The following is a 6374-nucleotide window of genomic DNA, read 5'->3' on the forward strand; positions in this document are numbered from 1 at the left end:
TGTGGGTCGGTCAGCGCCCATCGGCTGCGGCCTCCAGCGCGGCGATGTCGAGTTTGACCATCGTCTGCATGGCCTTTCTGGCCCGCAGCACCCGCTCGGGGTCCGGGTCGGTCATCAACTCCGCCAACCGGTTCGGGATCACCTGCCAGGACAATCCGTAGCGATCGGTGAGCCAGCCGCACTGGACCTGCCGGCCGCCGGCACTCAACGCGTCCCAGTAGCGATCCACCTCGGCTTGGTCGGCGCAGTACACCTGAATCGAAACGGCCTCATCGAAGGTGAAGCTCGGTCCGCCGTTGATCGCCGAGAACTGCCGGCCGTCGAGATCGAACAGCACCTCCAGCGGGCTGCCCTCCCGCTCGGGGTTCTCCGCGCCCCAGTACGAGACCTCGGTGATCTTTGAATTGGGGAAGATCGACACGTAGTACTCGGCGGCCTCCAGCGCCGCGGTGTCGAACCACAGGCTCGTCCGGATGACTGGCATGAGCTGCTCCTCGTCGGCCGGCGGCAAGCTCAGGGCGATCAGACCGACAGATCCCGCCGCAGTTTCGCCACGTGCCCGGTGGCGCGCACGTTGTACTGAGCCTCGGCGATCTTGCCCTGCTCGTCAACGACGAACGTCGACCGAATGACACCCTGCACCGTCTTGCCGTACATCTTCTTCTCGCCGTAGGCGCCCCACGCCGCCAGCACCGACCGCTCCGGGTCGGACAGCAGCGGGAAGGTCAGCCCCTCGGCGTCGCGGAATTTGGCCAGCTTGGCGGGCTTGTCGGGGGAGATGCCGATGACGTCGAGGCCGGCGTCGTTGAGGTCACGCAAGTTGTCCCGGAAGTCGCAGGCCTGCTTGGTGCAGCCGGGCGTCGAGGCCGCCGGGTAGAAGTAGACGATGACTCGTCGTCCCCGGTAGTCCGAGAGCGACACGGTGTTGCCGTCGGCGTCGGGAAGGCTGAACTCCGGCGCTTGATCTCCGGGCGCCAGGCGTGCGGTGTCGGTCAACAACTGCCCCTTTCTGCTCGCCGGAGGGTGCGGCCAACCCCGGCTGCTCTAGGGTAGTTCGACAGGGTCAGCATCGGACAGGGAGGACGATAGTGGCGGAACGCGATCCCGACGCGATCATGAAGGACATCGACCAGGCCCGCGAGCAGTTGGCGTCGACGGTCGACATTCTCGCGGACCGAGCCAACCCCCGTCGGCTGGCCGACCGGGCAAAGGCCCGCGCGATCGAGACATTGAAACAACCCGCGGTGATGGCGTCGCTCGCCGGTGTCGGGGGACTGGTTCTGATTCTGGCGATTCGCCGCATCCGCAACCGCTGAGGGCCCCGGGGGTCTGCCAGGCCAGTCGGCCATCGGTTCGGCGATCCGTCCGCGGGACCTGACAGCGTGCGTCGGTGTCGGCGCCAAAGCACAACGGCCGGGAAGGGACCCAGAGGTCCCTCCCCGGCCGCGGTACTGACGTGGTTATCCGGCGAAGGCGTCCCAGATGCTGCCGTCGAACAGGCTCGACAGGAAGTCCGCCCCGAACAGGTCGAAGTCGGCACTGGCGGGCAGGATCTCCACGGCGTTGACCGGCAGGTCCGCGGTGCCCACGGTGAGGGCTTCGGCGGCGCGGGCGGGCCAGTCCACCAGCAACAGATCGAAGATGCTGTCGTTGTTGATCAGGCCGACGAACACCGCCTCGGTCACGGGAACCTCGTACCCGTTGACCAAGGTGTTCACCAGGTCCGCAGGCGCGCTCAGCAGCGCCTCGAAGTCGCCACCGAGGACATTGGTGAGAGTCTCGGCGAACTGGTAGAACACGCCGATCATCGGCGCCATCATGGTCTGGCTCACCGCCTTGATGAACGCCCATGCGTCGAGCGGGCCGATGAACTCGTTGAACAGCGTGGAGATGTTCTCCATCTCGCGGGCCGGGATGGACAGCACCGGGCCCAGAGCCTTGCCGATGTCCTCGATGCCGTACAGCGTCCAGATGTTCAGTTCGTTGAACGCCTCGAAGGGGTTCCCGTTGGCCAGAGCCTCGCCGATGCGCTCCAGCAGCACCTCCAGGCCGGGGTACTTCACGTCTTGGCCCTCGACCCCGAAGATCATCTTCTCGAACGCCTCACCGATGCCGGCGAAGCCCGAAGTGACAAACCGCGGCTCCATGCCCTCGCGGGCGTCCAGCGGAACGTCCTCCATGCCGATGATCAACTGGGCGTAGTCGCCCCAGTTGCTGGCGGCCTGGCCGATCACGTCAAAGACGTTGGCGTTGCTGAACAGGGTGCTCAGGTTCTCCGCCGTCCGCTCGAACACCGAAGACCAGCCGAAGAAGCCCTCAATGCCGGAAGTCAACTGGACTGCCTGGTGCCGGATGTCGAGCTGACTGGGCGCGACGGGGTGAACAGCCACCAGGCCGGCTCCTGCCAGGGCGATCCCGGCGGCGGCAAGTCGGGTCGCGTGACCGGCGCGGCGCGGGGCCGCGTCGGGGTGTAGGGCGAACTCCACGGTTACTCCTTTGACGTTTTATGAGCTGCGCCCTTGATTTAGGGAGCAGGATCCTGCGCGCCCGATAATAGCAATTAATCAAAGGAAACCCTTACCTAAGTACCCCTTGCCTAACTTCCGGGTGATGGGGACGTGTTCTCAGGTGCGTGCCGGCATGGCGCTGAGGGCGCTGCGCCGGCGTCGCCGGGGCGCAGATGGGGCCCCAAGTACGGGCAGCTGCGTGCCGGGCGAAAGGGGAGAGTAGCGGCCTACAACGGCCTGCCAGAACAATCGCATCGTCTGCGACAACTGTGCGCCGTCAGGGTTTCGAACCCCGGACCCGCTGATTAAGAGTCAGCTGCTCTACCAACTGAGCTAACGGCGCTGGGCGGTCATAACCGCGAGACAGACAATAACAGGCGCCGTGCCATGAGACGAAATCAGCGGGTTCTTACCTGGTGACCGCAGCCACGGCGACACTGCCGATTAACCACTAGACTGCCTGCGGAGCAGCACGGAGCACGATCAGGTGGGAAAAGTATGGGGCAGGTTGGTTGGGTGCAACGCTGCCGGGGGTTCGGGTCCCGGGTGGCGGCATTGGTGATGGTTTCGGCCGCGGTGGGGAGCCTGAGTGCCTGCGGCGGTGACGCCGACGCCGAGGCGGCAAGGATCATCACCGACAAGGGCACGCCGTATGCCGACCTGCTGGTTCCCAAGGTCACCGCATCCGTCACCGACAAGGCGGTCGGCGTCGCGGTAGACGCGCCGGTGACCGTCACCGCCGAGGACGGCGTGCTCGACTCGGTCACCATGGTCAACGAATACGGCGCGGTCGTCGACGGCAAGCTCAGTGCAGATGGCTTGACCTGGGCGACATCTGAGCAGCTCGGCTACAACAAGCGCTACACGGTGGACGCGAGGGCGCTGGGTCTTGGCGGCGTGACCAGCCGGCAGATGACGTTTCAGACGCACTCGCCGCAGAACCTGACCATGCCCTACGTCATGCCGCGCGACGGCGAGGTCGTCGGCGTCGGTCAGCCGGTGGCCATCCGGTTCGACGAGAACATCGTCGACCGTGAGGCGGCCGAAAAGGCGATCACCATCACCACCCAACCCCCCGTGGAGGGTGCCTTCTACTGGCTGAACAATCGTGAGGTGCGTTGGCGGCCACAGGCTTTCTGGAAGCCTGGCACGGTGGTCGACGTTCAGGTCAACACCTACGGGGTGGACCTGGGCAACGGGGTCTACGGGCAGGACAACGCCGCCAGTCACTTCGTCATCGGCGACGAGGTGATCGCCACGGTCGACGACAACACCAAGTCGATGGTGGTCCGGGTCAACGGTGAAGTGGTCAAGACCATGCCGGTGTCGATGGGCAAGGAGAGCACCCCGACCAACAACGGCACCTACATCGTCGGTGAGCGCTTCGCGCACATCGTCATGGACTCCTCGACCTACGGCGTTCCGGTCAACTCGCCCAACGGGTACCGCACCGACGTCGACTGGGCCACCCAGATCTCCTACAGCGGGATCTTCGTGCACTCGGCCCCGTGGTCAGTGGGAGCTCAAGGCTATTCCAACACCAGCCACGGCTGTATCAACGTCAGTCCCAGCAATGCGCTGTGGTTCTACGACCACGTCAAACGCGGTGATGTGGTGCAGATCACCAACACCATCGGCTCCCTGCTGCCGGGCACCGAGGGGCTCGGGGACTGGAACATCCCGTGGCCGGAGTGGCAGGCCGGCAACGCGAAGACGGAACCGGTGCGCTGACACCGGCTGCGGGCCCGTCAGCCCTCCTCGCGCAGGTATTCCTCGCCGCCGTTGGGGTAACCGCCGCCGAACGTGGTGATGTGCACGTGGTCGTAGTGCCCGTTGCCGCTGCCGCTGGGTCCCCCCGGCGTGTAGTAGGTGCCCCGCCAGATCGCGTCCTGCAGGGCGAACCGCCCGGAGTTGCGTAGCGCGTAGGCCACGATCTCGTCGCCCAGCGCGATGCCCTCAGGGCTGCCGGGGTTGGGGATCATCACATCGATGGCCAGGCCGGAGGGGTGCCAGCGCTGGCCGTCGGGGCGCACGCCGATCATGTCGTGAATCTGCGGGAACGCCTCGCTGATGCTGCGGGCCACCAGGATTGTCTTGACCTGCATGCCGTGCTCGTTGACCACGCTGGGAGGCAGCGCCTGCGGCGCCGGCATGGCCCAGTTGCTCAGCAGGTCCGGCACCGGTAGCCCCCAGTCGGGGGGCGGCGGTGCGTCTTCGGGCGGTGGCGCGTCCGCGGCGGCCGGGGGTGGCAGCTCGTCGGTGTTACCCGGCTCGGCACCCACTGCACCGGCCAGGAACACGGCTGCCGGCAACACAGTCGTCGCGGCCAGCACCGAGGATTTCATGCGCAGATCTACTAGTCCTTGCGTGAGCACGCAGGGAACCGTAACCAAAACGTTATATCGACTTCAAACCGGCACGCCCGGAGCAGCTACTTCAGCGTGATGTGTTGGACCACGAAGGTCGGCATCGGGCCCTTGGCGAACGACGGCACCTCGATCGTCTGATAGTCGGCCACGACATGGATTTTGTCGCCGCTTTTCACGGTGGTGCAGCCCGCGACATCGTGGGGGCAGAAGACATGGATGTCGGGTGGTTCGCCGGACTCGACTGAGAACAGGGCGTAACCCTTCGGTTGGATCGGCCAGAAGTAGCTGGCGGTTCCGTCGGTGTCCAGCCGGTCGCCCAGGGGAGCTGCGACGGTGCCCGAGGTCTCGGTCTGCGTTGGTTCCGGCGTGGTGTTCCCGGTATCGGTGCCGCAGGCGGCCAGGCCGACGCTTGCCAAGGCTGCCCACAAGGTCGCCGTGATGCGCATCATGCCGCTGATCCCTTTCGCCGAAACAAAACCCGTACCCGCAACACCGTTCATTCCGCTTCGTCCCCCGCGCAGACTATCTCGGCGGGCCACCTGCCCCGGTTGGTACGGCAAGGCTTCGCAGGCGCGGGGAGTCGCATGCTTGCGCTGGGTGCCGGCCCGGAAACGAACGTCGCCCCACCCGCGTGTGCGGGTGGGGCGATAACTCACGTTTGGGGTGGCTGACGGGACTTGAACCCGCGACACCCGAGATGAGAGCGGCCAAATTTGCGGCAAATCATTTTGAGGCCCGTCTGACACAGTTCGTCGTGGAACTTTGCGACAGCAGTGGTGCCCGGAGGTGGCATCTCAACCCTTTAGCTCTGAGAAGCATTAGCGGCGGCGGTTACGTAAGTCGTGCGCCGCCGAGATTTGCCATGTACGGCGCGCCGCGGACCGAATACTGCGAATATTGACCACATGGACCTGGAAAGCCTCGCTTCGCTCATAGACGCGCTGGCATGGCCCGTTATCGTCATAGTGGGTTTGCTCCTTTTCCAGAAGCCGTTGAGGTTATGGCTAAAGGAGCGCCCGCAGAGGCTGAAGGTGGGGCCATTCGAGGCTGAATGGGCTTCCGCTGCGGCAAGAACCCAAGTCGCGCTCGAGTCCGAATCCGAGCTGGTAGGTCCGCCAAGCTCCGCGTCGAACGCTAGCTGGGGATCGGTTGACTCGCCAGCAGCGGCCATCATTCACGAATCGACAAGCCTTGAGGTCACGCTTCGACGGGCCTTGCAAGAAGCAGGCGTCGAGGATGAAAGTCTAGGCTTGGCCGCGTTGGCTAAGCAGGCCGCCGATGCATCGCTAATTGACGTGCGAACGGCGACTGCTCTAGAAGGAATTGCGACGATGCGAAACCTTGCCGTCCACTCTCCCGGAAGAATAACCGCCGAACAGGCGGCCCAGTTCGCCGAATTGGCGCAAAGCACCGCCTCTGTCGGGTAAGTCCCCTGGGGTGGTGGGGTTTCGGGCCTGCGGCTGACCGGGGCGGTTGGGCTCTGGTGTGTCGTTGAGGA

At 65.1% G+C, this 6374-nt stretch carries 8 protein-coding genes and 1 tRNA gene; 3 read left to right on the forward strand and 6 right to left on the reverse strand.

The genetic code is table 11. The annotated features are described in order from the left end of the window. Positions 1 to 10: 10 nt before the first annotated feature. Complete coding sequence (locus AWC02_RS09660; RefSeq protein WP_085128575.1) at positions 11 to 484, reverse strand: VOC family protein; 474 nt, start codon at positions 482 to 484, stop codon at positions 11 to 13. A 38-nt stretch (positions 485 to 522) separates the two neighbouring features. Next, the gene (gene bcp, locus AWC02_RS09665) at positions 523 to 996 is read right to left on the reverse strand and encodes a thioredoxin-dependent thiol peroxidase (protein ID WP_085128566.1); all 474 of its coding nucleotides are present in this window, start codon (positions 994 to 996) and stop codon (positions 523 to 525) included. 92 nt (positions 997 to 1088) lie between these two features. On the opposite strand from bcp, the gene AWC02_RS09670 reads away from it, so the two are divergent. Beyond that, entirely contained in the window at positions 1089 to 1316 is a 228-nt protein-coding gene (locus AWC02_RS09670; RefSeq protein ID WP_085128567.1) for a DUF3618 domain-containing protein, read from the forward strand. 144 nt (positions 1317 to 1460) lie between these two features. On the opposite strand, the gene AWC02_RS09675 is transcribed toward AWC02_RS09670, so the two are convergent. Both AWC02_RS09675 and AWC02_RS09680 read right to left on the reverse strand, forming a co-directional pair. Next, the gene (locus tag AWC02_RS09675; protein WP_085128568.1) at positions 1461 to 2486 is read right to left on the reverse strand and encodes a hypothetical protein; all 1026 of its coding nucleotides are present in this window, start codon (positions 2484 to 2486) and stop codon (positions 1461 to 1463) included. 291 nt (positions 2487 to 2777) lie between these two features. Continuing rightward, positions 2778 to 2850: transfer RNA gene (locus AWC02_RS09680), tRNA-Lys, on the reverse strand. A gap of 155 nt (positions 2851 to 3005) precedes the next feature. On the opposite strand from AWC02_RS09680, the gene AWC02_RS09685 reads away from it, so the two are divergent. Next, on the forward strand, positions 3006 to 4238 hold the full coding sequence (locus AWC02_RS09685; protein ID WP_085128569.1) for a L,D-transpeptidase: 1233 nt from the start codon (positions 3006 to 3008) through the stop codon (positions 4236 to 4238). Positions 4239 to 4255: 17 nt separating this feature from the next. Here AWC02_RS09685 and AWC02_RS09690 read toward each other — a convergent pair whose 3' ends face one another. Beyond that, positions 4256 to 4852, reverse strand: a complete 597-nt coding sequence (locus tag AWC02_RS09690; RefSeq protein WP_207568030.1) for a VldE C-terminal domain-containing protein — start codon at positions 4850 to 4852, stop codon at positions 4256 to 4258. An 86-nt stretch (positions 4853 to 4938) separates the two neighbouring features. Further along, entirely contained in the window at positions 4939 to 5376 is a 438-nt protein-coding gene (locus AWC02_RS09695; protein ID WP_133055618.1) for a hypothetical protein, read from the reverse strand. 405 nt (positions 5377 to 5781) lie between these two features. On the opposite strand from AWC02_RS09695, the gene AWC02_RS21895 reads away from it, so the two are divergent. Further along, the gene (locus AWC02_RS21895) at positions 5782 to 6303 is read left to right on the forward strand and encodes a hypothetical protein (RefSeq protein ID WP_165757879.1); all 522 of its coding nucleotides are present in this window, start codon (positions 5782 to 5784) and stop codon (positions 6301 to 6303) included. Positions 6304 to 6374: the final 71 nt, after the last annotated feature.

Origin of the sequence: Mycolicibacter engbaekii, from assembly GCF_002101585.1 — a bacterium.
In the GTDB taxonomy this organism is placed as follows: domain Bacteria; phylum Actinomycetota; class Actinomycetes; order Mycobacteriales; family Mycobacteriaceae; genus Mycobacterium; species Mycobacterium engbaekii.